20 protein-coding genes and 1 other RNA gene are annotated in these 22,348 nt (G+C 61.3%); 12 read left to right on the top strand and 9 right to left on the bottom strand.

What is annotated here, in order from left to right:
- Positions 1-12 precede the first annotated feature (12 nt).
- Complete coding sequence (locus V7747_RS05020) at positions 13-681, top strand: fumarylacetoacetate hydrolase family protein (RefSeq protein WP_335614963.1); 669 nt, start codon at positions 13-15, stop codon at positions 679-681.
- Between the two features lie 7 nt (positions 682-688).
- Positions 689-1,582, top strand: coding sequence for an SdiA-regulated domain-containing protein (locus tag V7747_RS05015; RefSeq protein WP_335614962.1), 894 nt, complete (start codon positions 689-691; stop codon positions 1,580-1,582).
- A 6-nt stretch (positions 1,583-1,588) separates the two neighbouring features.
- On the opposite strand, the gene rpiA is transcribed toward V7747_RS05015, so the two are convergent.
- Positions 1,589-2,263: a ribose-5-phosphate isomerase RpiA gene (rpiA, locus tag V7747_RS05010; protein WP_335614961.1), complete on the bottom strand. Its 675-nt coding sequence runs from the start codon at positions 2,261-2,263 to the stop codon at positions 1,589-1,591.
- A 135-nt stretch (positions 2,264-2,398) separates the two neighbouring features.
- Here rpiA and ilvA point away from each other — a divergent pair, with 135 nt between their 5' ends.
- Positions 2,399-3,928: a threonine ammonia-lyase, biosynthetic gene (gene ilvA / locus V7747_RS05005; protein WP_335614960.1), complete on the top strand. Its 1,530-nt coding sequence runs from the start codon at positions 2,399-2,401 to the stop codon at positions 3,926-3,928.
- Here ilvA and V7747_RS05000 read toward each other — a convergent pair.
- From V7747_RS05000 to V7747_RS04975, 6 genes are all read right to left on the bottom strand, one after another.
- Positions 3,925-5,793 carry a sensor domain-containing diguanylate cyclase gene (locus V7747_RS05000; RefSeq protein ID WP_335614959.1) on the bottom strand — a complete coding sequence of 623 codons (1,869 nt, stop codon included), beginning with the start codon at positions 5,791-5,793 and terminating at the stop codon, positions 3,925-3,927. The two genes, ilvA and V7747_RS05000, sit on opposite strands and share 4 nt — an antisense overlap.
- A gap of 88 nt (positions 5,794-5,881) precedes the next feature.
- Positions 5,882-6,337 carry an EVE domain-containing protein gene (locus V7747_RS04995; RefSeq protein ID WP_335614958.1) on the bottom strand — a complete coding sequence of 152 codons (456 nt, stop codon included), beginning with the start codon at positions 6,335-6,337 and terminating at the stop codon, positions 5,882-5,884.
- A gap of 295 nt (positions 6,338-6,632) precedes the next feature.
- Positions 6,633-7,247, bottom strand: coding sequence for a 5-formyltetrahydrofolate cyclo-ligase (locus V7747_RS04990; protein ID WP_335614957.1), 615 nt, complete (start codon positions 7,245-7,247; stop codon positions 6,633-6,635).
- Between the two features lie 4 nt (positions 7,248-7,251).
- Positions 7,252-7,430, bottom strand: a non-coding RNA gene (gene ssrS / locus V7747_RS04985) — 6S RNA.
- Positions 7,431-7,548: 118 nt separating this feature from the next.
- The gene (locus V7747_RS04980; RefSeq protein WP_335614956.1) at positions 7,549-7,851 is read right to left on the bottom strand and encodes a cell division protein ZapA; all 303 of its coding nucleotides are present in this window, start codon (positions 7,849-7,851) and stop codon (positions 7,549-7,551) included.
- Positions 7,848-8,066, bottom strand: coding sequence for a TIGR02449 family protein (locus tag V7747_RS04975; protein WP_434543338.1), 219 nt, complete (start codon positions 8,064-8,066; stop codon positions 7,848-7,850). Before V7747_RS04975 ends, V7747_RS04980 begins: the two co-directional genes overlap by 4 nt.
- A 251-nt stretch (positions 8,067-8,317) precedes the next feature.
- Here V7747_RS04975 and V7747_RS04970 point away from each other — a divergent pair, with 251 nt between their 5' ends.
- The 9 genes from V7747_RS04970 to gcvP all read left to right on the top strand — a co-directional run bounded on the left by V7747_RS04970 (position 8,318) and on the right by gcvP (position 20,113).
- Entirely contained in the window at positions 8,318-8,890 is a 573-nt protein-coding gene (locus tag V7747_RS04970) for a UPF0149 family protein (protein ID WP_335614955.1), read from the top strand.
- Between the two features lie 11 nt (positions 8,891-8,901).
- Positions 8,902-10,242 (top strand): Xaa-Pro aminopeptidase, encoded by a 1,341-nt coding sequence (pepP, locus tag V7747_RS04965; protein WP_335614954.1) that lies wholly within the window; start codon positions 8,902-8,904, stop codon positions 10,240-10,242.
- Entirely contained in the window at positions 10,239-11,429 is a 1,191-nt protein-coding gene (ubiH, locus tag V7747_RS04960; protein ID WP_335614953.1) for a 2-octaprenyl-6-methoxyphenyl hydroxylase, read from the top strand. The genes pepP and ubiH overlap by 4 nt, the downstream gene beginning before the upstream one ends.
- Positions 11,426-12,679, top strand: a complete 1,254-nt coding sequence (locus V7747_RS04955; RefSeq protein WP_335614952.1) for an FAD-dependent monooxygenase — start codon at positions 11,426-11,428, stop codon at positions 12,677-12,679. Before ubiH ends, V7747_RS04955 begins: the two co-directional genes overlap by 4 nt.
- 103 nt (positions 12,680-12,782) lie before the next feature.
- Positions 12,783-13,784: an extracellular solute-binding protein gene (locus V7747_RS04950; protein WP_335614951.1), complete on the top strand. Its 1,002-nt coding sequence runs from the start codon at positions 12,783-12,785 to the stop codon at positions 13,782-13,784.
- A gap of 92 nt (positions 13,785-13,876) precedes the next feature.
- Positions 13,877-15,508: an ABC transporter permease gene (locus V7747_RS04945; protein WP_335614950.1), complete on the top strand. Its 1,632-nt coding sequence runs from the start codon at positions 13,877-13,879 to the stop codon at positions 15,506-15,508.
- A 109-nt stretch (positions 15,509-15,617) separates the two neighbouring features.
- Positions 15,618-16,703, top strand: a complete 1,086-nt coding sequence (gene gcvT / locus V7747_RS04940) for a glycine cleavage system aminomethyltransferase GcvT (protein WP_335614949.1) — start codon at positions 15,618-15,620, stop codon at positions 16,701-16,703.
- Positions 16,704-16,750: 47 nt separating this feature from the next.
- Entirely contained in the window at positions 16,751-17,131 is a 381-nt protein-coding gene (gene gcvH, locus V7747_RS04935; protein ID WP_335614948.1) for a glycine cleavage system protein GcvH, read from the top strand.
- 96 nt (positions 17,132-17,227) lie between these two features.
- Positions 17,228-20,113 carry an aminomethyl-transferring glycine dehydrogenase gene (gene gcvP / locus V7747_RS04930; protein WP_335614947.1) on the top strand — a complete coding sequence of 962 codons (2,886 nt, stop codon included), beginning with the start codon at positions 17,228-17,230 and terminating at the stop codon, positions 20,111-20,113.
- On the opposite strand, the gene creC is transcribed toward gcvP, so the two are convergent.
- Complete coding sequence (gene creC / locus V7747_RS04925; protein ID WP_335614946.1) at positions 20,101-21,588, bottom strand: two-component system sensor histidine kinase CreC; 1,488 nt, start codon at positions 21,586-21,588, stop codon at positions 20,101-20,103. The genes gcvP and creC overlap by 13 nt on opposite strands.
- A complete protein-coding gene (gene creB / locus V7747_RS04920; RefSeq protein ID WP_335615215.1) occupies positions 21,585-22,298 on the bottom strand; it encodes a two-component system response regulator CreB in 714 nt (237 codons plus the stop codon). The genes creC and creB overlap by 4 nt, the downstream gene beginning before the upstream one ends.
- Positions 22,299-22,348 lie beyond the last annotated feature (50 nt).

Raw genomic sequence — 22,348 nt, 5'->3', positions numbered from 1 at the left:
CGGAGAGGCCCTATGAGCTACCAGCATCAGTACACCGACGGCACCAGAATCGACCTTCCGATGGGCAAGGTGGTTTGTGTCGGCCGCAATTACGCCGAGCATGCACGGGAATTGAACAACCCGGTGCCCACCGAGCCGCTGCTGTTTATCAAGCCGGCCACCGCGGTGGTGCCGATCGGCGAGGAGCTGTCGCTGATTCAGGGTCGCGGCCCGGTGCACTACGAGACCGAGATTGCGCTGCTGATTGGCCAGCCGCTGAGCGGTGACGTGACCGATGCCCAGGCGACGGCGGCGATTGCCGGTGTGGGTCTGGCGCTGGATCTGACTCTGCGTGAGCTGCAGGACCAACTCAAGGCCAAGGCACATCCCTGGGAGCGAGCCAAATGCTTTGACGGCGCCTGCCCGCTATCGCCTTTTGTGCCTGCTGACGAGGCGGGTGAGCTCAATGCGCTGGCGCTGCAGTTGGATATCAACGGCGTGCGTCGTCAGCAGGGCTCGGCTGCAGAGATGATCACCCCAATATTGGCACTTGTTCGGCACATTGCCACCCAGTTCACGCTGTTACCCGGTGATGTGGTGATTACCGGTACGCCGGCGGGCGTGGGCGTGCTGAATACCGGCGATCTGCTGCAGTTATCGATTCCGGGCAAGTTGCAGATCACCACGCGCATCGCGGGTTGAAGTCGGGTTGAAAAAAGCGCTGATCGGCCTGGCGGTCATTCTGCTTCTGGGTGTGGCCACGCTGCGCTTGCTGCACCTTGACAGTCTGCTCTGGCATGCCTGGCGACTGCGCGAGCAGCCGCTGCAGTCAAGCTCGTTGCGGCTGGGTGTTTATCGGGTTGATATTGAGCGCCGCGTGATCGAGGGCCTTGAGGATGACGTCTCTGCGTTGACCTATAACGGCGAAAGCAACACCTTGTTTGCGGTACTCAATGGTGAGCCGCTGCTGGTTGAGCTCAGCATGGAAGGTAAGCTATTGCGCCGTGTTCGAGTGAACGGTGTGCAGGATATGGAAGGCCTGACCCATGTGTCAGGCAATCGCTACGTGGTGGCGGAGGAGCGTAGTCAGCGGCTGCTGGTCATAGACGTGCCAGAGGATGCGCTGGAGCTCGATACCGGGTCGGCGCCCAGCCTGACCATTGGTCTGGATATTAATGGCAACAAGGGGTTTGAAGGCCTTTCCTGGGATGATCGCACCAGACGCCTGCTTGTAGTCAAGGAGCGTGATCCGCTGCGCGTGCTCGCGGTTACCGGCTTTGTCGACGCCGCACCGGGCGCACCGCTGGCGGTGCACATCCGGGAGCTGAAGTCACCGACCTCGCCACGATTGTTCATGCACGATCTGTCTTCGCTGAGCATGCACGATGAAACCGGACACCTGCTGTTGCTCAGTGACGAGTCGCACATGGTCGTCGAGTACGACAAGGCCGGTGTGCCCCTGAGCCTGTTGGGGTTGTGGCGCGGGATGGCGGGGCTACAGCGGACCATTCCGCAGGCCGAAGGGCTGGCCATGGATGAGCAGAACCGGCTCTATCTGGTCAGCGAGCCCAACCTGTTCTACCGCTTTGTACCGGGCGAGTAGTCCGAATCAGCTGCGCTCCAGCGTTTTCACGCCATCCTTGGTGCCCAGTAGTAGCACGTCTGCCGGGCGCGCGGCGAAGAGGCCATTGCACACCACGCCGACAATGGCATTCAGGTCGCTTTCCAACTGTTGCGGGTTGGTGATCGACATGTTGTAAACGTCGAGTATCACGTTGCCGTTGTCGGTCACGCAGCCTTCGCGATAGACCGGATCTCCGCCCAGTTTGACGATTTCGCGTGCCACATGGCTGCGCGCCATGGGGATGACTTCGACCGGTAGGGGAAAGCTGCCCAGTACGGGCACCAGTTTGCTTTCATCGGCGATGCAGATGAAGGTCCTGGCGACGGCGGCGACGATCTTTTCCCGGGTCAGGGCGGCGCCGCCACCCTTGATCAGCTCGAGCCGCTCGTTACTCTCGTCGGCGCCATCCACATAAAAGTCCAGGTGGCCAACGCTGTTAAGCTCGTACACCGCGATACCGTGGCTTTTCAGCCGTTCGGCGGTCGCTTCGGAGCTGGCAACCGCGCCGTCGAAAGCCAGCTTATGCTTGGCCAGAGAATCAATGAAGCAGTTGGCGGTGGAGCCGGTGCCCACGCCGATGACGCTCTGATCGTCCAGGTGCGGTAGCAGGCGGTCTACGGCGGCCTGGCCTACGGCTTGTTTGAGTTCGTCCTGGGTCATGTGTGGTTCCTCGGGGCGGGATAAGTCTGCTGGCAAAGGGCGGATTATACGGGGATGCGGCGGCTCTCGTGTAGTCGTGCAGTGCGGGATTCGCTAGACTGGCCGCTTTTCACCCTGAACAAGCCGACCTCACTCATGCTGCAAGCCCCGACCCTTGAAACCTACGTCAAGAAAATCCTCTGCTCGCGCGTCTACGATGTAGCCGTCGAAACCCCCGTGCACGCCGCGCCGTTTCTGTCCGAACGTTTGGGCAATACCGTACTGCTCAAGCGCGAAGATCTGCAGCCGGTGTTTTCTTTCAAGATTCGCGGCGCCTACAACAAGTTGGCGCAGCTGACCGATGAGCAACGCGCCTGTGGCGTAGTGGCGGCTTCAGCCGGCAATCATGCTCAAGGGCTGGCCTTTGCCGCCCGGCATATGGGCGTAAAGGCGACTATCGTGATGCCGCGCACGACCCCCGAGATCAAGGTCAAGGCGGTACGTGCGCGCGGTGGCAAAGTGGTGTTGCACGGTGATGCTTTTGACGAGGCCTTGGCGTACTCGCAAAAACTGGTGAAGGAAAAGGGCTACGTTTACATCCACCCCTACGATGATCCGGACACCATTGCCGGTCAGGGCACGGTGGCGATGGAAATTCTGCGCCAGGTGCACTCCGGGGTTGATGCCATCTTCGTCCCGGTCGGCGGCGGTGGGCTGATCGCAGGTATCGCGGCCTACGTGAAGTACCTGCGACCCGAGATCAAGGTGATTGGTGTCGAGCCCGAGGATTCCGCCTGCCTGAAAGCGGCCATGGCGGCGGGCGAGCGCGTGGTTTTGAGTCAGGTAGGGCTGTTCGCCGACGGCGTGGCTGTGGCGCAGATCGGTGAGCATACCTTTGAGGTTTGCCGTCATTATGTGGACGAGGTGATTACCGTCACCACCGACGAAATGTGCGCGGCCATCAAAGATATCTACGACGATACACGCTCCATCTGCGAGCCGGCCGGTTGTCTTGGTGTGGCCGGGATCAAGAAGTACGTAGGGCGCGAGGGCTGCACTGGCAAGGTACTGGTGGCCATTGACTCCGGTGCCAACGTCAACTTCGACCGTCTGCGTCATGTGGCTGAGCGGGCCGAGATTGGCGAGAAGCGCGAAGCCCTGCTGGCGGTCACCATTCCGGAAAAGCCGGGCAGCTTCAAGAGTTTCTGCGAGGCCATCGGCAAGCGTGCCATCACTGAGTTCAATTACCGCTATCACAGTGGTAGCGAGGCGCATATTTTTGTCGGGGTGCAGACCCATCCGGAGTTGGACCCGCGTGACCAACTGGTGGCTCAGCTTGGCAACGAGGGCTTTCCGGTCCTGGATCTGACCGACAACGAGCTGGCCAAGCTGCACGTGCGGCACATGGTGGGTGGGCATGCTGATCATGTCACCGATGAAGTGGTGTTCCGCTTCGAATTCCCTGAGCGGCCGGGCGCGCTGTTCAACTTCTTGAACAAGTTAGGCGGGCGTTGGAACATCTCGATGTTCCATTATCGCAACCACGGTGCGGCCTATGGCCGTGTGGTGGCCGGCCTGCAGGTACCCGAGCATGAGCGGCAGTTGGTGACTCAAGCGCTGGATGGCATCGGCTATCAGTACTGGGATGAGACCAACAATCCGGCGTATCGCCTCTACCTCGGCTAGTCGGTCGCATCTGCGCTGGTTTGCGCATCACATGTGCGATTCCGGCCCTCGGCCTTGGCGCGATACAGTGCCGCGTCGGCCTGCTTTATCAGATCGTGGGGGCTCCATTCGGGCATAGGCTGCAGACTGGCAGCTCCGATACTGACACTGAGCAGGCCACTGGCAATGCTGGTATTGGGGTGGGGCAGGGCCATCAGTTGGACGGCTTCGTGAATTCGTCGCGCAACCTGCATGCACTGCGCCAGGTCAGCGCCCGGCAGTATTATTGCAAATTCCTCTCCGCCATAACGGCAGACGCAATCGCCCTCACGCAGTAGGCAGCCGTTCATGGCATTGGCCAGACGCTGCAGCGCATCGTCGCCGGCTTGATGGCCCAGTTGGTCGTTGAAGCGCTTGAAGTAGTCCACATCCAGCATCAGTAGTCCGAGGGGGGTGTTTTCCCGGCGTAGACGCCGCCACTCGCTGAGCAGGGTCTTGTCGAAGTAGCGGCGATTGTACAGCCCGGTCAGGCCGTCCTGATTGGATAGTCGCTGCAGCCGCTCGGCAATTTCCAGCTGCTCGCTGTTGTTGCGCCCGACGCAGATCAGATAATCCCGACCCAAGCGGCGCAGGTGTCTGACGCTGATTTCCAGCGGGGTAACCTTGCCGTCAGCCCGTACGACGTGCTGTTGAAAAATGGCATCACCTTGGTTGTGAATCAGGTTCTTCACCGCCTGCAGCCATTGGCGCACGTCCGGCATGATGTCCTTGGGGGCTATGCTCGCCAACTGGCGAAGTTGCGCTTCGCTGTAACCCAGGCTCTGCCAGCAGGTGCGGTTGAGGTATACCAGTTCCTGTGGGTCCAGCCCGATAATAAACAGGGCGTCGTGGCTGTGGTCGGTCATGTCGATAATCAGCTTCAGACGCGCCTGGTTGTTCTTCAGGCTTTCTTCGGTGCTTTGGCGGCGCACTACTTCAGCCTGCAGCTGGCGGTTGGTGGTCTTCAGTATGTCATTGCGACGTGCACCAATTATCGCTAGCCAGAGCGAGTAGCACAGCAGCAGGGCGGCAAGCGAACCGCTGATCATGATCATCAGCGGCAGGCGCGTGGTGGCGGTGTCCAGCAGATGCTGGGTGGGATGCACCACCAGCACAAAGTTGTGGTTCTCACCCAGCACCACAGGGCTGGTAACACGCCAGCTGTTGGCCAGTTGATCACTGGTGGGCCGATTCATCAGGGTTTCTCCGTGCTCCTCCAGCGAGACACTCAAGCGGTTGGCCTGTAGATCGCGAAGCAGGTCGGCCAGCAGTACTTCAACGCGGAAAATGCCAAGCAGGAAGCCATCAAAGGTGCGGCTGCCGTCGTCAGCTTCCCGGTAGAGCGGCACGTAATAGGCCAGGCCCTGGCCACCCTGCACCAGCTTGAAGGGGCTGCTCAAATGCGGTTTGCCGGTATTCTGTGCCTTGACCAGAACAGGATAATTGGGATGGTCTGGATGATAGACCAGATTGATTGCCGCCTCGTTGCCCGCCAGCGGCTGAATCCAGCGCATGCGGTAGCTGCTGTCGAGCCACTCGATCGCTTGAAAGTTCTTAAAGTCGCGCAGGAGGCGCTCGGCGTCTGCCTGCCAGAGGTGCGGTCTTTGATTCTGGAAATCCCAGCGCTCGGCGAAGCGGATCAGCGTGCCTGTCTGTTGCTGAAAGCGACCTTCAATCTGCGCCGCCAGGCTGTTGGCCTCAAGTTGCAGACGTGCCTGCGCCTGTGTCTGCTCTGCCGCCAGCAGGGCCTGCCAAAGGTAGAATATGGCGGCCAGCAGCAGGGCAAAAAGTAGCGCGATAAGCGCAAATGTCTGCTTGGGATTACGGCTGGCTAAGCGAGCGGGCATGGCAGCACTCTACAGGTCTTGGTCTACTGATAGCACAATGCTTTTATTCAGGCCAGTCGCTACTGGTTAAAGCGCATGGATCTGTCTATCAGGCCTGGGCAGCTTTAGTCAGTATTGCCCATTGCTCGGTGGTTAGCGGCATGACAGACAGGCGGTTACCTTTGTGCAGTAAGGGAAGCTCTTCCAGACCGTCAAGCAGGCGGATAGCTGTCAATGCGAGCAGTGTCGGGAACTTTTTCTGAAAGCTGACGTCCACCGCCACCCAGGGCAGGCGTTCGGCGCTGGTCTTGGGGTCGTGATACGGGCTTTGCGAGTTGAGCGCGGTAGCATCTGGATAGGCGGAACTGATTATCTCGCCGATGCCGGCTAGCCCAGGTGGCTGGCAGCTGGAATGGTAGAACAGAAAGTTGTCGCCGGGCTGCATTTCGCGCATGAAGTTGCGTGCTTGATAATTACGGACGCCATCCCAGGTTGCCTGGCCAGCGCTCCTCAAGTCATCGATGGAAAAGGCATCAGGTTCCGATTTCATCAGCCAATAGGCCATGCTGCGCTCCAATTGTCTCAAGTCTTGACAAGTTTTCTGAAAAGGTATAAATCAAACGCACTGATACGTTGGCATGAAGTGTCTCAGTATCCATTGGGGTGGATCAGCTGCATGCCGGTACAGGCTAATAATAGATTGCCAGGTCCAAAAGGAGGCAACGCGTGCGACGCAAACCAGATATGTTGTGGGTTTTGGTTATAGTTTTCGGCTTGGGGGTGGTGACGACCGGGTACACCCAGAGTTACCTGGATAAGTCCTCGGCGCAAGACGTTACCCCCACGCTACCGGAACAGCGCTAAGAACGCTTTAGGTCCGGGCGTAGCAGCAATTGCTCTCGGTCGCTGATAATGCCGTCCAGTGGCACGTCCCAACTGGCCACGGGGAGCGACGCCGTCTTTTGGCATTCATGCGCCAGTCCCAGCAGCACCGGTTTTTGCCAATTCAGGCGCTGGTGACGGTAGGCAAAGGTGCGATCGTAGAAGCCGCCCCCCATTCCCAGCCGGTTGCCGGCGCCATCAAATCCCACCAGCGGCATCAGTACCAGATCAAGGCGCCACGGCCTTACCTGTAACTTGCGATTGGGCAGTGGTTCGCGGATGCCGTAGCGGTTGCGGGTCCAGCGTTGCTGCGGGAGCAAGCGTTGAAAGCCCATGCCGGTCGCTGGCCATCGGTGCAGTACTGGCAGGTAACAGGTTTTGCCCAGGCGGCGACAGTGAGCGAGTAACAGGGCAGGGTCGATTTCACCGTCGTTGGCCAAATAAAAGGCAAGGTGCTGACTGCGCAGGAGTAGGCGGCTTTGGCTCAGACGCCGCACCAGCTGGCGGCTGGCGCGATGTTGTTCGGCCCGACTCAGGCTGCGGCGAGCAGTGCGCAGTTGTTTGCGTAATTGCTTGCGGGAGTCGGGTGTCATGTAAAAGGTCCCCAGAGTGCCGCTGCCGGGTTAGCCCTTGAACCCGAAAGTTCAAGGTGGGGGACACGGCGCTGCCTCAGGCTTTCCGTCATGCGGACATGCACACTGGCAACAACGCGTGGCCTCCTGGTACAGGAGTATCGGCTCAGGGACATCTCCGACTGGCCAACACCCCAGGGATGTTGCTCACTATACAGAAAACCCCCGCCGACTTCGATGTCAGCGGGCAAATTGGCTTTATTTTGGGGCATTCCGGTCAAGCTGTGTGGTGTAAAGCGCTGATCTGGGTCTCGGGCGCAAATCAGCCCTGATGATTTTCCAGCGCCTGATCAAGGCGTTTTACCAAGTCGCTGATCTGCGCTTTCTGGTCGTCCAGGGCGCCGCTTTGGTCGTGGTTGCCGGTCAGCATCTCGTGGCTGATATTCAGCGCGGCCATTACGGCAATGCGTTCCACACCAATGACTTTGCCGCTGTTGCGGATGTCGCGCATGGTGGTGTCGAGGTGGCGGGCAGCCTGTTCCAGGTTGCTCCGCTCTTCTGGCGGGCAGCTGACGCGATACTCTTTATCGAGTATGTGCAGGGTGACTGTCAGGGGTTGGCTCATGAGTCGTGCTCCAGGGATTTGAGTCGCAGTATCATGGCTTCGACCTTCTGACGGGCCAAATCGTTCTTTTCAATTAACTGTACACGCTCATCCCGCCACAGACGCTCCTGGGCAAGCAGGTGCTGGTTCTGCAGTTTTAGCTGGTCGCAGAGATCGATCAGTTGGGTAATACGCTGTGAGAGGGCGTTGATATCGGGTGCGTCCATTGGTGCCATTCTGTCTTCCCGGTGTTGAGCCACTATAGAGGCGGCCCGCAAGGTGGTCAAACCTCGCGCAATGCACTATTGGGCGGCGTCCGGATTGGCCATGCCGGTGGTAGGGCGGTAGATTTACCCCGTGCCGGGCAGGCACAATAGACCCACGTTAGTTCATCTGCTTCGAGCGTCCGCGTGCAGGCAATAGCATACCTGTATTCCTCCGCCGAGGCAGTGTCTGTTTCTCACTTCCAGGAGGCCCGGAAACCACTATGGCTTTGATGCCCGCCGTTTTTGATTACGACCGCTACGCCCAGCTCTGCAGTGATGTGGGAGCGGTGGGTCGACCGGCCGAGCTGCATGGCCATTTGGTCGGCCGTCTGTCTGCCGGTGCGCGCCTTGATCACACTACTTGGTTGAGCGTGGCGCAGGAGTTGCTCGATGGCAGTGGAAGCCTGGCCGAAGCCGGCAAGGTCGCGCTGATCCAGCTATATGACGCCAGCCTGGCGGAACTGACTGGCAGCGGTTTTGATCTCACTCTGGTGTTGCCCGACGACGCCGCCACCATTGACCACCGTACTGAAGCCCTCGGTCAGTGGTGTGAAGGGTTTCTGGCCGGCTTTGGTTTGGTTGAACGCACGGGTGAGCTGAGTGAGGAAGCTGACAGCGTGTTGCGTGATTTTGTCGCCATCTCCCAGGTGCAGACTGACCTGGATGAGTCGGAAGCCAATGAGGTCGACTTCATGGAAGTCATGGAATATGTGCGTATGGCCGTACTCATGGTATTCAGTGAGTGCCAGCCAGCGACCACCGAGCAGGATGCGCCCCCTGCCTCACTGCATTGATCGAGGTCTTCATGCAAATCAGCAAGCAGGACTACGCCCGCCGCCGCAAGGCACTGATGAACCAGATGGAACCGAACAGCATTGCGATTCTGCCGGCGGCGCCGGTTTATATCCGCAATCGTGATGTCGAGCACAACTACCGCCAGGACAGCGACTTTCAGTACCTCACCGGATTTCCCGAGCCAGAGGCCGTGGCGGTTTTGGTGCCCGGCCGTGAGCATGGCGACTATGTGCTGTTTTGCCGTGAGAAGGATAAGGAGCGCGAGCTGTGGGATGGCTATCGGGCGGGCCAGGATGGCGCCGTCAGCGAGTACGGCGCGAGTGATGCCTTCCCCATTGCCGACATCGACGACATTCTTCCGGGCTTGATCGAGGGACGCACGCGCGTCTACTACGCCATGGGCGCCAACCCCGAATTTGATCGCCGCCTGACCAACTGGATCAACCTGATTCGCAGCAAGGCGCGCCTGGGTGCGCAGCCGCCCAGTGAGTTTGTCGCGCTCGATCATCTGTTGCACGACATGCGTCTGTACAAAAGCGCCGGCGAGCTGAAGGTCATGCAGCGCGCCGCCGATATCTCGTGCGAGGCGCACACCCGCGCCATGCAGCTATGCCGCCCTGGGATGTATGAATATCAGCTGGAGGCCGAGCTGCAGCACACCTTCATGCGCCACGGCAGCCGCTCGCCTGCCTACGCCTCGATTGTCGCGGCGGGTCGCAACGCCTGCATCTTGCACTACACCGAAAATACGGCGCAGATTCGCGATGGCGATCTGATTCTGATTGATGCCGGCTGCGAACTGGACTGCTACGCCAGCGACATCACTCGCACCTTTCCAGCCAATGGCCGCTTCAGCCCTGAGCAGCGCGCGATTTACGATATCGTGCTGGCGGCGCAGTACGCCTCCTTTGCGGTGATCGGGCCTGATCGCAGCTGGAATGAATCACATGACGCCAGTGTGCGGGTGATCACGGCGGGCTTGGTTGAGCTGGGTCTGCTCAAGGGGGAGGTTGAAGAGCTGATTGCCAATGAGGCCTATCGCCGTTTTTATATGCACCGTGTTGGTCACTGGCTGGGCATGGATGTACACGATGTGGGCGAGTATCGGGTTGGTGGCGTCTGGCGCGCACTGGAGCCGGGTATGGTGATGACGGTTGAACCGGGTATCTATATTGCTCCAGATGACGACACGGTGCCGCGCAAATGGCGCGGTATCGGCGTGCGCATCGAGGATGATGTGGTCGTCACCAAGACCGGCTGTGAAGTGCTGACAAACAAGGTGGTCAAGGACCCCGACGAAATCGAGGCGCTGATGGCGGCGGCAAGGCACCCAGAGGCCGAGCCCGCGTGAGCCGGTTGATCAGCATCGTCGGCGGCGGCATGGTGGGCGCCAGCCTGGCGTTGGCACTGCAGGCGGGTGCGCGTCAATACGGTTGGCAACTGCAGCTGATCGAGGCGCAGCCGCCGCGTGCGGGCGCGTCGCAACCCAGTTATGACGCGCGTTCAACAGCATTGTCACACGGCAGCAGGTTGTTGCTTGAGCGCCTTGGTATCTGGTCTGCGCTGGCCGACCGAGTCGAGCCTATCCGGAATATTCACGTGTCCGACCGTGGTCATCCAGGCGTGACTCGGATGTCTGCAGAGGGCGAGGGGGTGCCGGCCCTGGGCTATGTCGTCGAGAACGCGGTGCTGGGTGAGGCATTGCTCGGCGCACTGGATCACGACTTGGTCAGCTGGCAGGCGCCGGCCCAGGTGACGGCCGTTGCGGCCACCCCCCAGGGGCATCAACTGAGTATCGTTACGGAGCAGAGTGAGCTGCAACAGCAAGCTGACCTGGTGGTGATTGCCGATGGCGGTCGGTCCGGCCTGCTGGAGCAGTTGGGCATTCATCGGCACACCCGGCCCTACGGCCAGACGGCCATCATTGCCAACATAACTACCGCCGCAGGCCACAACGGCGTTGCCTACGAGCGCTTTACCCAGAGCGGCCCGCTGGCGCTGCTGCCACTGTCACAGGGGCGCAGCGCGCTGGTCTGGACCCTGCCGGAGGCAGAGGCCGATCTGGTCGCGACCCTGCCGGACGACGCTTTTCTGGCGCGCTTGCAGGAGGCGTTCGGTTATCGCATGGGCGCGTTGAAAAAGGTCGGGGCTCGATACAGCTACCCGCTCAGCCTGACCGAGTCGGAGGAGCAGGTACGCTCCGGTCTGGTGATATTGGGCAACGCTGCCCACAGTCTGCACCCGATTGCCGGGCAGGGTTTCAACCTCTCGCTGCGTGACGCTATGGCACTGGCCGATTGCCTGCTGGGGGCCAGTACCGAACAGTCGCCGGGTGATCTGCGGCTATTGCAGCGATATCTGCAGCAGCAACAAGCTGACCAGCGCCAGACCATCGCCCTCAGCGACTGGTTGACGCGCTTGTTCAGTAACCAGCGACCGGTGCTGGCGGCGGGTCGCAATCTGGGCTTGCTGGGTATGGATATCGTCTCGCCGCTCAAGCGCGTTTTCGCACGTCAGGCCATGGGGTTGAAAGGATGAGTACAGCGGCTGAAGTAAACCACTCAGTGCAGCAGTTCGATGTGCTGGTGGTGGGCGCCGGTATGGTTGGCGGTGCTCTGGCGTGTGCGCTGGCCGACAGCCAGCTGCGTATCGGGCTGCTCGACAGCCAGCCGCTGGAGGCGGTGCCTCCGCCGGCGACTGCATCGGGGTACGACCCGCGCGTCAGTGCGCTGAGCGCCGCCTCCGAACAGATCCTTCGGGCCTTGGGCGCCTGGGAGCAATTGCCGGGTGACGCTGCCTTGGCCTATCGCAAAATGTGTGTGTGGGATGCGGAAGGCACTGGCGAGGTGCATTTTGATGCCCACGACTTGGGTGAGCTGCGGTTGGGCCACATAGTCGAGAATTACCAGATACAGAACGCGTTGCTGCAGCAACTGCTCAAAAGCAATGTGACCCTGCTGCCGGGCCTGCGCGTGCAGGGGCTGGTACGCGAAGAGAACACCTGGCGCGTGGATTGTGAAAGCGGTGAACGCGTGCGGGCTGCTTTGGTGGTGGCTGCGGATGGCGCGCGTTCGCGCCTGCGAGAGCTGGCGGGGTTTGGCCTGCGCCAATGGGATTACCTGCATCACGCGGTGGTCACCACGCTGGAGCTGACGCAGCCGCATCAGCACACAGCCTGGCAGCGTTTCTTGCCCAGCGGCCCGCTGGCCTACCTGCCGTTGCCCGAGCGGGACGGCAAGCACTACTGCTCCATCGTCTGGTCGCTGTTGCCCGACGAAGCGCAGCGTATTATGGCGCTGGATGACGCCGCTTTTCTTCTGGCGGTAACCGAGGCACTGGAGACCCGCCTGGGACCGGTGCGCGCCGCCGATCAGCGCGTGTGTATTCCGCTGCGCCAATGTCACGCCAAGGAATATGTGATGCCAGGTCTGGCCTTGATTGGAGATGCGGCGCACAGCATTCATCCGCTGGCCGGGCAGGGAGTTAACCTTGGGCTGCTGGATGCGGCCGAATTGAGCGACGTGCTGCATGCGGCCCAAGCGCGCGGCGAGAATATTGCGGATCTGGCGGTACTGCAGCGCTATGAGCGCGCTCGCATGGGCCACAATTTGGCGGTGATGGCGGCCATGGAAGGGTTCGAGCGCCTGTTTCATGCCGAAGCCTTGCCTCTGCGCTGGTTGCGTAATGCCGGCATGCAGCTGTTTGATAGTGCGCCTTTGCTCAAGACCGAGGTTATCCGCCGTGCCATGGGGCTCAGCGGTGAGCTGCCCGCGTTGGCGCGCGGCTAGCTAGATGGCTCCGGCGAGTAACGCCTGGCAACACTCTCACGTTGATAAGCTAAAGCTTAATCATTATCATCTGGCTTCATTTTATCGACCAAGAGGCGTTTTCATGTCAGCGATTCGCAACGCAGTGGTGATCGGGCTGGCCCTGAGCACTCTGGGCAGCCTGGCCCAGGCCAAGGAACTGGTTGTCTATTCGGCTCGCCAGGATCATCTGATCAAGCCGGTATTTGACCTGTATACCGAGAAAACCGGCACCACCATTCAGTTCATTACCGACAGCGAAGCGCCTCTGCTTGCGCGGCTCAAAGCCGAAGGCGCCAATACCCCGGCCGACCTGCTGATCACCGTAGATGCTGGCAACCTCTGGCAGGCCGAGCAACAGGGCGTGCTGCGCAAGGTCGAGTCTGACGTCATCGATGCCAACATCCCGGCGCAATATCGTTCCGCCGGTGGTTACTGGACCGGGCTTTCGCTGCGTGCGCGCACCATTGCCTACTCCACTGAGCGCGTTGACCCCGCCACCTTGAGCACCTATGAAGCCTTGGCCGACAGTGAGTGGCAGGGCCGTCTGTGCCTGCGTACGGCGAAAAAGGTTTATAACCAGTCGCTCACCGGCACCATGATCGAAACCCTGGGCGCCGAGCGCACCGCAGAGGTACTCGAGGGTTGGGTCAACAACCTGGCCACGCCGGTCTTTCCAGACGACACCGCGCTGCTGCAATCCATTGCCGCCGGTCAGTGTGACGTGGGTATCGTCAACAGCTATTACTTCGGTCGACTGGAAGTCGCCAATCCGGACCTGCCGGTCAAGCTGTTCTGGCCGAACCAGGGTGACCGTGGTGTACACGTCAACATCTCTGGCGCCGGTGTGACCCACTATGCCAAACACCGCAAGGGTGCGATTGCCTTCCTGGAGTGGTTGACTACCGAGGAAGCGCAGCGGGTATTTGCCGACGTGAACCAGGAATTCCCGGCCAACGAGTCGGTTGAACCCTCTGCCGAGGTGGCCTCCTGGGGTGACTTCAAGGCCGACAACATCAACGTGGAAGTGGCCGGCCGCCGTCAGGCCGAAGCCATCATGATGATGGATCGCGCCGGCTGGCACTGATCGCAGGCGGAGCCTGGATCGGTTTTTGCCGATATACTGCACGCCCGGTCAAGTGACCGGGCGTTTTTGTATCTGGGCTCGCGGGAGTTGCTGTGCTGTATCCATCCACATCCGATAAACGCCACTGGCGCTGGGTTGCCTACCTCGCCGCTGCGTTGGTGCTGTTGCCGCTGCTGGTGCTGGTGCTGAGTTGGGGCAGCCTGGACGTGCCGATCTGGACGCACCTGCTGCAGACGCAGATGGCTCGGTTGCTGAGCAATACCCTGGTGCTGACGCTGGGTGTTGCCACCGGTGTAGTGCTGCTCGGTGTCAGCCTGGCCTGGTTGACCAGTCTCTGCGAGTTTCCGGGTCGGCGCTGGTTTGATTGGGCGCTGATGCTGCCCTTCGCGATCCCGGCCTACGTGCTGGCGTTTGTGATGATCGGTCTGCTGGACTTTGCCGGTCCTTTGCAGACGCTGCTGCGCGGCTGGCTGGGCAATGACTTTCGCATGTGGTCGATTCGCTCGACCGGCGGCGTGATTCTGGTACTGGTGTTGGTGTTCTATCCGTACGTCTACATGTTGGCGCGGGGTGCCTTTCTGGCCCAGGGTCGCGGACTGCTGGAAGCGGCGCGGGTGCTCGGGCATACCCCATTGCAGGCTTTCTGGCGCGTGGCATTACCGATGGCACGACCGGCGATTGGCGCGGGTGCCGCGCTGGCAGTGATGGAAACCCTGGCCGATTTTGGCGCTGTCTCAGTATTCAATTACGACACCTTTACCACCGCTATCTACAAGACCTGGTACGGCTTTTTCAGCTTGCAGACCGCTACCCAGCTAGCCAGCCTGTTGCTGTTGTTTGTACTGGTGGCGCTCTGCGCCGAGCGCCGTGCGCAGGGCAGCAAACGCTTCCCCGGCGCCGAGCGGCCGCGACAGGGCGCGCTCTATCGTTTGCGTGGCGTGCGCGCCTGGATGGCCTTTGGGTTTTGCCTGTTGGTGCTCAGTGTGGCCTTCATCATTCCGGTGCTACAGCTGCTTTACTGGTTGGTGAGCAGCGGCAAGAGCGACTTCGATAGCCGTTACTGGTCACTGATTCGCAATACCCTGCTGCTGGGCGGCATCGCCGCGCTGGTGACCGTCACGGTCGCGCTGCTGTTGGTATTGGCTCGGCGCCTGCAGCCACTGCGGCGCGTGCGTTCGGCAGTGGCGCTGGCCAATCTGGGCTACGCTCTGCCGGGTTCGGTACTCGCGGTGGGGATTATGTTCGCGTTCAGCTTTGCGGATAACCGCATCCTGATTCCGCTGCGCGGCTGGCTGGGGGCGGAAGAGCCGGCCCCCTGGCTGCTGGGTAGTCTGTTTGCCCTGTTGCTGGCCTATCTGATTCGCTTTATGGCGGTGGCCAGCGGGCCGTTGGATACCTCCCTGGCGCGCATTCGCCCGGCCTTGCCGGAAGCGGCGCACAGCCTGGGGCACAGCGGCCTCAGTGTGCTCTGGCGGGTTTATCTGCCGTTGCTGCTGCCGGGCATTCTCAGTGCGGCGCTGCTGGTGTTTGTCGATGTACTCAAGGAAATGCCTGCTACGCTGTTGATGCGCCCCTTTGGCTGGGACACCCTGGCCGTGCGGATTCACAGTCTGACTGCCGAAGGCGACTGGCCGCGCGCGGCGCTGCCGGCCCTGAGCCTGGTGTTGGCCGGGTTGGCACCGGTGATTATCCTGATTCGGCGTTCGGCGCGACGCCCTGGCTAAGCCACGCTTGCCGCGCCGCTAATCGCGGGGCTGGGTGAAGGGCTGCACAGCGTACCGGTTTGCGGCTACAATCCCGGCTTTGAAATCCTACAGACTGAAGGACTGCTGCATGGCCTTGCGGACCCCCCTGTACGACCAGCACCTCGCGGCCGGCGCCAAGATCGTTGATTTTGGCGGCTGGGACATGCCTCTCAACTACGGGTCACAGCTCGAAGAGCACCATCAGGTGCGTCGTGATCTGGGCATGTTCGATGTGTCACACATGACGGTGGTGGATGTCACCGGCACCGAGGCGCAGAACTATCTTCAGTTTCTGCTGGCCAACGACGTGGCGCGGCTCAAATCCTCCGGCAAGGCGCTGTATAGCGGCATGCTGAACGAAGAGGGTGGCGTGATCGATGACCTGATCGTTTATCTGACCGTGGACGGCTACCGGGTCGTGGTCAACGCGGCAACGCGCGAAAAGGATCTGGCCTGGATGAACCGTCAGGCTGAGTCGTTCGCCGTTACCCTGACCGAGCGCCCTGACCTGGCGATGATCGCCGTGCAGGGCCCGCGTGCCATTGAAGTGGCCAAGAGCGTGGTATCCGATGCGCGAGCCGCGCTGATCAGCGACCTCAAGCCCTTTCAGGGTTTGCCAGAAGGTAGCTGGTTTATCGGTCGCACCGGGTATACCGGTGAGGACGGGCTCGAAATCATGCTCCCAGGTGAAGAGGCAGCCGCCTTGTGGGACGCGCTACTGGCCGCTGGTTGCAAGCCCTGCGGCCTCGGTGCGCGCGATACTCTGCGCCTTGAAGCCGGCATGAACCTGTACGGGTCCGACATGGATGAGAGCATCTCGCCGCTGGCGGCCAACATGGCCTGGACCATCGCCTGGGAGCCGAGCGAGCGTGAGTTCATCGGTCGTGCGGCAGTAACTGCACAGAAAGAGGCGGGTGATCAGCCCAAGCTGGTCGGCCTGGTGCTGTCCGAGCGTGCCGTCCTGCGCGGCCATCAGAAAGTGATTGTTGAAGGCGTTGGCGAAGGTGAAATCACCAGCGGCACCTTCTCGCCTACGCTGGGCTACTCGATTGCACTGGCCCGCGTGCCGCGCGGCACCGGCAGCAGCGCCAAGGTAGAAATCCGTGGCAAGCAGCTGGATGTGCGGGTGGTCAAACCCTGCTTCGTGCGCAACGGCCAATCCGTTGTTGAGTGAGCTGAATAAGCCGAACAACTTTACGTTTATATTTTGAGGACAGTCCAATGAGCAACATTCCTGCCGATCTGCGTTACGCCTCCAGCCACGAATGGACCCGCCTGGAAGCTGACGGCACCGTCACCGTGGGTATTACCGATCACGCTCAGGATCTGCTGGGCGATGTGGTTTTCGTTGAATGTCCGGATGTGGGCCGTCAGGTCAGCGCCGGCGAAGAGTGCGCCGTGGTAGAGTCGGTCAAGGCCGCCTCCGATATCTACGCACCCATCAGCGGGGAAGTGATCGCGGTTAACGAAGCGCTGGCCGACTCCCCCGAATTGGTCAACAGCGAGCCCTACGGTGAGGCCTGGTTCTTCAAGATCAAGCCCAGCGACACCAGCGAACTGGACAAGCTGCTGGATGCCGACGCCTACAGCGCGTCCATCTGATCTGCGGTTTTCCCCGTTGCAGTCAAAGCCCTGATTTATGTCGGGGCTTTTTGCTTTCCTTCTTTTGCTTCACTTGTCTTTTGCAGGTAACCACCCATGAGTAACGCGTTCAGCCTCACTGATCTGGAACAGACCGACGACTTTATCCGCCGGCATATCGGCCCCGACGCCGCCGAGCAGCAAGCCATGCTCGACGCCCTCGGCGCCGCTTCGCTGGAGGACCTGGTTGGTCAGACCGTGCCGCAGAGCATTCTGCGCAATGAGCTGCTGGAGCTGGGCGCGCCGCGCAGCGAAGCTGAAGTGCTGAGTTACCTGAAGCAGGTGGCGTCGCGAAACCAGGTGTTTACCTCCTGCATCGGCATGGGTTACCACGGCACCCTGACGCCCACGGTGATTCTGCGCAACGTGCTGGAAAATCCGGGCTGGTACACCGCTTATACGCCTTACCAGCCGGAAATCGCCCAAGGCCGTCTGGAATCGCTGCTGAACTTTCAGCAGTTGACCATCGACCTGACCGGCATGGAACTGGCCAGCGCCTCGCTGCTGGATGAAGCCACCGCCGCCGCCGAAGCCATGGCGTTGGCCAAACGCGTCGCCAAGAGCAAGAGCAACCTGTTCTTTGTCGACGAAGACTGCCATCCGCAGACCATTTCCGTGGTACTGACCCGCGCCGAAGCCTTTGGCTTTGACGTGGTGGTGGATGATGTCAGCAAGCTGGGCGAGCACGAGGTGTTTGGCGCGCTGTTCCAGTACCCGACGACCTGGGGCGAAATTCGCGATATCAAGCCGTTGATTGAGCAGGTTCAGGCGCAGAAAGGTCTGGCCTGTGTTTCCGCTGATTTGCTGGCGCTGGTAAAGCTGACTGCGCCGGGTGAGTTGGGCGCCGACGTGGTGTTCGGCTCCGCCCAGCGGTTTGGCGTTCCCATGGGCTACGGCGGACCGCACGCGGCTTTCTTTGCCACCCGTGATGCCTACAAGCGGGCCATGCCCGGCCGCATCATCGGGGTGTCGGTCGATACCCGCGGCAACCGCGCCCTGCGCATGGCGCTGCAGACCCGCGAGCAGCACATTCGCCGTGAGAAGGCCAACTCCAACATCTGTACCGCGCAGGTGCTGCTGGCCAATATCGCCAGCTTCTACGCGGTCTATCATGGCCCGCAGGGGCTCAAGGTGATCGCTGATCGGGTCAACCGGCTGACCGCGATTCTGGCCGCTGGCCTGCAGGCAGCGGGCATTGGTCTGCGCAACCAGAGCTTCTTTGACACCCTCACACTGAGCGTCCCCGGCAAGGCCGGCGAGATCGTCGAGCGGGCCCGCGCCGCACGCATTAACCTGCGCATGATCGATGCCGATGCGGTGGGTGTGAGTCTCGATGAGACCAGTACCCGCGCCACCGTGGAAACCCTGCTGCAAGTATTGGCGGGCGACGCCCACGGCCAGAACATTGCCGCGCTGGACACCCAGGTTGCCGGCGGCGAACAGGGCATCACCGCTGCACTGCGCCGTACCTCGGAATTCCTCACCCACCCGGTGTTCAACAGCTACCACTCGGAAACCGAGATGCTGCGTTACATCAAGTCGCTGGAGAACAAGGATCTGGCGCTTAATCATTCGATGATCCCGCTCGGCTCCTGCACCATGAAGCTGAATGCCACCACCGAAATGATCCCGATCACCTGGCCGGAATTCGGTCAGCTGCATCCCTTTGTTCCGCTGGCCCAGGCCGAAGGCTACAAGCAGATGATCGATGAGCTGGAAGCCATGCTGCGCAGCATTACCGGCTTCGACGCCATCTGCATGCAGCCCAACTCCGGCGCCCAGGGCGAGTACGCCGGTCTGCTGGCGATTCGCAAGTTCCACGAAGCCAATGGTGATGCGCACCGTGATGTGTGCTTGATCCCTACCTCGGCGCACGGTACCAACCCGGCCTCGGCGATGATGGCGAGCATGCGCGTGGTGCTGGTGGCCTGTGACGACAAAGGCAACGTCGATGTCGCCGATCTGCGCCAGAAGGCCGCAGACAACGCTGACAAGCTGTCCTGCCTGATGATCACCTACCCATCCACCCACGGGGTATACGAGGAAGGCATTCGCGAGATCTGCGAGATCATTCATCAGCACGGCGGCCAGGTGTACATGGACGGCGCCAACCTGAATGCCCAGGTGGGCCTGACCCGGCCGGCGGACATCGGCGCCGACGTGTCGCACATGAACCTGCACAAGACCTTCTGCATTCCGCATGGCGGCGGCGGCCCGGGCATGGGCCCGATCGGCGTCAAGGCGCACCTGGCGCCGTTCGTTGCCAACCACCCGGTGGTACCGCTGGATGGCCCCAACCCGGAAAATGGCGCGGTCAGTGCCGCGCCTTGGGGCAGTGCCAGCATCCTGCCGATCAGCTGGACCTACATTGCGCTGATGGGCGCCGTGGGTCTGCGTCAGGCTACCGCCGTGGCGATTCTGAATGCCAACTACCTGGCCAAACGCCTGGGCGATGCTTACCCGGTGCTGTACAGCGGCCGTAACGGCCGGGTGGCGCACGAGTGCATCATCGATATTCGCCCACTCAAGGCGGCCTCCGGCATTACCGAAGAAGACGTCGCCAAGCGTTTGATGGACTTTGGCTTCCACGCCCCGACCATGTCGTTCCCGGTGGCGGGTACGCTGATGATCGAGCCGACCGAGAGTGAGTCCAAGGCCGAGCTGGATCGCTTTATCGATGCAATGCTGACCATCCGCGCCGAGATCCGCAAGGTCGAGCAGGGCGAGTGGAGCGCGGAAGACAATCCGCTGCACAACGCGCCGCACACCCTGGCCGACATCACCGGCGACTGGCAGCGTGCCTACAGCCGTGAAGAGGCGGTGTTCCCGCAGGCCTGGGTGGCAGCCAACAAGTTCTGGCCGAGTGTGAACCGTATCGACAATGTGTACGGCGACCGCAACCTGTTCTGCGCCTGCCCGCCGATCGAGTCCTACGAAGAGTGAGACCGGCGGCCGCCGGCCGGGGAGCCTTCCTCGGCTGGCGGTCGGCTATCTCTGGCCATCGTCAGGATTGCCTCCACGCCACCGTGTTCGCGGTTGCGCAGTTGCACCTGACCGTGGTGTAGCTTGGCGACCTCGCTGACAAAACTCAGACCCAGGCCGGTGCTCTTGCGCTGACCATCCGGGCGCGGCAGTGAGTAAAACCGCTCGAATACCCGGTTCAAGGCGTAATCCGGCACCGCCGGCCCGTCATTGCCGATGCGCAAGCGCAGCGGCTCCTGCTCTGCCTCCAACTGCACCGTCACCCGCCCACCGGGCAAGCTGAACTCGATGGCGTTATCCAGCAGGTTGCTGATGGCTTGCTCCAGCAGGAAGGCGTCGCCGGTAAGCTGGGTGTTGCCCGCCTGCATGAAACGCAGCTCAAGGTTCTTTTTCTGCGCCAGCGGCCTTTTGGCTTCCAGTTCGCCGTTTATCAGTACCGCCAGATCCAGAGTGTCGGCCTGCTCCAGGTGTTGCAGCTTTTCTACGCCAGCCAAGGACAGCAAGCGGTCGACCAGCCGCTGCAGGCGTTCCGATTCGCTGTCGATATTGCCCAGAAAGCGACTGCGCATGGGTTCGGGGACGTTGGCCTCCTGTAGCAGTTCGGCGGCGCCGCGAATCGCCGAGAGCGGTGATTTCATCTCGTGGGTCAGGGTGTGCACGTACTGCTCCACATAGGCCTTGCCGTCGATCTCCCGGCGCATGGCTTCGGTCGCGCGGGCCAGACGTGCCAGTTCGCGGTCGGCCAGTTTTGGCGGGCTGACGCGTTCGCCGTTGCGCGCACGCTCTACATAATCCACCAGGCGGCGGACCGAGCGCGTCAGCCAGTACGACATGCCAGCCCCCAACAGCAGTGCGCCGAGCAGGATGATGCCGCCGCGCTGCCAGAAATAGCCGTGTGCCAGGGTAATGAAAGGATGCAGGCTGGCGTTGGGCTTGCCCAGGGTAAGCACGCCAGCCAGTTGCTCGCCCTGATACACGGGCGCGGCGATGTACATGAAGCTGCTGCTCTCGTCTTCCGGATCCACCCGGGTGGTGCGCGCGCCGTAGTTGCCCTGCAGGGTCAGGGAGACATCGCGCCAGCGGGAATAGTCCGCGCCGGTTTCGCGTGGGTCGCTGTGGTAGAGCACGGTGCCGGTCTCATCGGTCAGATAAATCACCAGCTCGCTACGGGTCTTGTGCCGTGACCAGATCTGCGCATCCAGTTGGCGCGCGAGATAACGCTCCACCGCCCGGCTGAACGGGCTGCCGACAGCAAAGCCCTGGTCCCAGTGCAGTTCTGCCACTTCGGCCAACAGGTTGGCGCTGTCCACCAGCACCTCTTCGCTGGCCTGGCGCACCGAGGAGGGCACCTGATTGAGAATGCTGCTGAGAAACAGCACTGTGGCCAGCCCGGCGATCAGAAACCAGGCAATCAAAAGCCGGTTGCTGAGCGTCACGGTTGCCCCTCGGCGGCCTGCATATCAATGCTATAGCCAAGACCACGGTGGGTGATGATGGGGTCCAGCGTGGGGGCGATGCGCTTTAGCTTGGTGCGGATACCCTTGATGTGGGTATCCACCGCACGATCCAGGCTGGCGCCGGGGTCGTCCCAGGCGGCGTCCATCAACTGGTCACGGCTCAACACATGCTCGGGGTGGCGCAGCAGGGCACTGAGTATCAGGTATTCATAGCGGGTCAGGTCGAGCCATTGCTGCTGATAGCGGATGCGTCGCCGTTCGCTATCGTGCAGAAACAGCGGCGCCTGCTCTGCGGCCAGGGCGCTGCTGGCTGAGGGTGGCGCGCTGCGGGTGCGGCGCAGGATGGCGCGCACGCGGGCAGAGATTTCCCGCGGGCTGAAGGGTTTGACCACGTAATCGTCGGCGCCAATCTCCAGGCCTACGATACGGTCGACCTCTTCCTTGCGTGCGGTCAGAAACATGATGGGCACGGCAGAGAACTGGCGAATCCGGCGGCACAGCTCAAAGCCGCTTTCATCCGGCAGGCCGACATCCAGTACCAGCAGGTCTACCGGATTCTCCCGCAGCCAGCCCATGCCGTCGCGGGCCAGTGCACACCAGTGGGTCTCAAAACCTTCGGTGGCCAATGCATACAGCAGCGCATCGGCAATCGCCGGTTCGTCCTCGATGATCAATATCCTGTCGCCCATGGGCTGCTCTTTGCTTGACTGACCCACCGATTGTGGCGGTTTCTGCAGGG

It is taken from the genome of Halopseudomonas sp., from assembly GCF_036960865.1.
GTDB lineage: Bacteria > Pseudomonadota > Gammaproteobacteria > Pseudomonadales > Pseudomonadaceae > Halopseudomonas.
Note: the sequence above shows the minus strand (reverse complement) of the source record. Positions and strands in the feature narration are given on the sequence as shown.

Excerpts from the sequence above, each read along its gene's own strand:
- V7747_RS05020 (WP_335614963.1), top strand. The coding sequence starts at position 13 with ATGAGCTACCAGCATCAGTACACCGACGGCACCAGAATCGACCTTCCG.
- rpiA (WP_335614961.1), bottom strand. The coding sequence starts at position 2,263 with ATGACCCAGGACGAACTCAAACAAGCCGTAGGCCAGGCCGCCGTAGAC.
- ilvA (WP_335614960.1), top strand. The coding sequence starts at position 2,399 with ATGCTGCAAGCCCCGACCCTTGAAACCTACGTCAAGAAAATCCTCTGC.
- V7747_RS05000 (WP_335614959.1), bottom strand. The coding sequence starts at position 5,793 with ATGCCCGCTCGCTTAGCCAGCCGTAATCCCAAGCAGACATTTGCGCTT.
- V7747_RS04995 (WP_335614958.1), bottom strand. The coding sequence starts at position 6,337 with ATGGCCTATTGGCTGATGAAATCGGAACCTGATGCCTTTTCCATCGAT.
- V7747_RS04990 (WP_335614957.1), bottom strand. The coding sequence starts at position 7,247 with ATGACACCCGACTCCCGCAAGCAATTACGCAAACAACTGCGCACTGCT.
- V7747_RS04980 (WP_335614956.1), bottom strand. The coding sequence starts at position 7,851 with ATGAGCCAACCCCTGACAGTCACCCTGCACATACTCGATAAAGAGTAT.
- V7747_RS04975 (WP_434543338.1), bottom strand. The coding sequence starts at position 8,066 with ATGGCACCAATGGACGCACCCGATATCAACGCCCTCTCACAGCGTATT.
- V7747_RS04970 (WP_335614955.1), top strand. The coding sequence starts at position 8,318 with ATGGCTTTGATGCCCGCCGTTTTTGATTACGACCGCTACGCCCAGCTC.
- pepP (WP_335614954.1), top strand. The coding sequence starts at position 8,902 with ATGCAAATCAGCAAGCAGGACTACGCCCGCCGCCGCAAGGCACTGATG.
- V7747_RS04955 (WP_335614952.1), top strand. The coding sequence starts at position 11,426 with ATGAGTACAGCGGCTGAAGTAAACCACTCAGTGCAGCAGTTCGATGTG.
- V7747_RS04950 (WP_335614951.1), top strand. The coding sequence starts at position 12,783 with ATGTCAGCGATTCGCAACGCAGTGGTGATCGGGCTGGCCCTGAGCACT.
- gcvT (WP_335614949.1), top strand. The coding sequence starts at position 15,618 with ATGGCCTTGCGGACCCCCCTGTACGACCAGCACCTCGCGGCCGGCGCC.
- gcvH (WP_335614948.1), top strand. The coding sequence starts at position 16,751 with ATGAGCAACATTCCTGCCGATCTGCGTTACGCCTCCAGCCACGAATGG.
- gcvP (WP_335614947.1), top strand. The coding sequence starts at position 17,228 with ATGAGTAACGCGTTCAGCCTCACTGATCTGGAACAGACCGACGACTTT.
- creB (WP_335615215.1), bottom strand. The coding sequence starts at position 22,298 with ATGGGCGACAGGATATTGATCATCGAGGACGAACCGGCGATTGCCGAT.